The 1,804-nt window shown below is 53.2% G+C and carries 2 protein-coding genes; both read left to right on the top strand.

Going from position 1 to position 1,804, the window contains the following annotated elements; translation table 11 throughout:
• A partial coding sequence (locus tag BMY98_RS27410) for an RHS repeat-associated core domain-containing protein (protein WP_175514233.1) occupies positions 1 to 1,137 on the top strand: 1,137 nt, incomplete at its 5' end.
• Complete coding sequence (locus tag BMY98_RS26520) at positions 1,127 to 1,582, top strand: hypothetical protein (protein ID WP_074893764.1); 456 nt, start codon at positions 1,127 to 1,129, stop codon at positions 1,580 to 1,582. The genes BMY98_RS27410 and BMY98_RS26520, both read left to right, overlap by 11 nt.
• Positions 1,583 to 1,804: the final 222 nt, after the last annotated feature.

The raw sequence follows: 1,804 nt of genomic DNA, 5'->3' as shown, positions 1-1,804 counted from the left end.
ACCAATGGCCTGCGCAGCGAACTGCACTGGGATCTCTTCGATCGTCTGGTGCACTTCTGCGATCCGCGACTCACTGTCGACTTCGGTTACGACCCCCTCGGAAGACGCCTCTACAAACTCTCCAAAGCCCACTACCGACCTCGTCCTGAAGCCGGCACCGGCTGGAACGAAAACGAACGCGCCCGTAAAGAGCGCGAGCTCGGCTGCGGCTTCACGCTGTACGGCTGGGACGGCGACAACCTCGCTTGGGAAAGCAGCCCGCCGCCATACGCTGGTGCCCTAGGCCGAACCGTCCACTACATCCACGAGCCCGGCACCTTCGTTCCGGTGGCCCAGGCCATCCGCCACGAAACCATACGTCTCGTAAGCCAACCCACTTACGAAGGGCGCTACAACTTCAAAGAAGACCCGCTCTGGACCTACAAACCGGTGGCGCTGCCGATTGACGCACTCGCCTGGTACCAATGCGACCACCTCGGCACCCCGCAGGAAATCACCGACCAAAACGGCAACACCGCCTGGAGCGCGCAATACAAAGCGTGGGGGGAGGCAACTGAACAGCGCTCCGAATTCGCTCACCAGATCGGCCTGACAAACCCAATCCGCTTCCAAGGCCAATACCACGACCACGAAACCGACCTGCACTACAACCGGCATCGATACTATGATCCAAGGGTCGGGCGCTTCATCAGTAAGGATCCGATTGGGTATTTGGGCGGCCTGAATCTTTTCGAATATGCCCAAAATCCGACGACATGGACTGATCCACTGGGACTGTCGTCAGCAGAATCCGTGGCGGATGCTGCTTTCAACAACGGGAAGATCAAGGGTGCAGCTTCGGAATTGCATGTTGGCAATCGAGTATTCGTCGCTGTAAGTGGCTCCGGGCGCCCTATACATCCCACAGTGCAGGAGGCATTAGACGCAGTACCGATTAAGAAACGAGCGCCATGGCACGGAGAATGCGCAGAAATCTCCTGCCTAAGTCAAGCCTACGACGCAGGTATAAATCCCGCTGGCGGAACGAGCAGGGCAATCAATATCGGCGAATCAGGCAAAGGACACGGCACTCCCAAAAAAGCCTGCAGAACGTGCAGCCCTGTACTCGATAGTCTAGGTGTCAATTATGATCAGTAGCATTAACGCCGTGCGATATTTCAAAATTTCAGCCGAGCACACGGCTGCGGATGAATTCCCTCGCAACATGATGAGATTTCTATGCAACTGCTTCGAGTTGATCGCCGGTAAAGTGGAACAGCACCCTGTCGTTACGGCTGGATTTTCAATAGCGAATAACTATTGGAATATGGGAGTGGGTGATGCGGATGCTGTTGTCGAAGCCAGAATAGACTGCTGGAATTTTTTAGAAAGCGAGGAGAAGGGTTCTCACGTTAATCAGAGGTCTAATGCCACCATCCGAGCTTTGCTGTGCATCATGTATCCTGAACAGGTAGGAGATGACGACTTTGTGATGGAACTGTTTGACTGGTTCTTTGAAATGGCAGATGTGGTCGGCGATTTTAATCAAAGCTTTGATGCGCTCTTTCAAGGGCTAAAAGGGCTCACCCCCTCTCAGTCGTAGGATGCGGTTCGCGTTGATTTTTAACTCACCAGTGCTGGGGTAGTCAAAGGGTTAAAGGATGACGAAAGGTTGATGTAGACGGACCCTTTAATTAATAGTTAAAGGGGACGGACCCCTTTAACTATTATTAGCTCTGTTTTTGACGAGCGAACGCCAAATCTTGTTCCTCATCTAAAAAAAGCGGTCGCTTGTCGAAAAATAGATCGACGCGACCCAGCAATA

The sequence above is a fragment of the Pseudomonas graminis genome (assembly GCF_900111735.1).
Classification (GTDB): domain Bacteria; phylum Pseudomonadota; class Gammaproteobacteria; order Pseudomonadales; family Pseudomonadaceae; genus Aquipseudomonas; species Aquipseudomonas graminis.
This window is presented reverse-complemented; position numbering and strand designations above follow the sequence as displayed.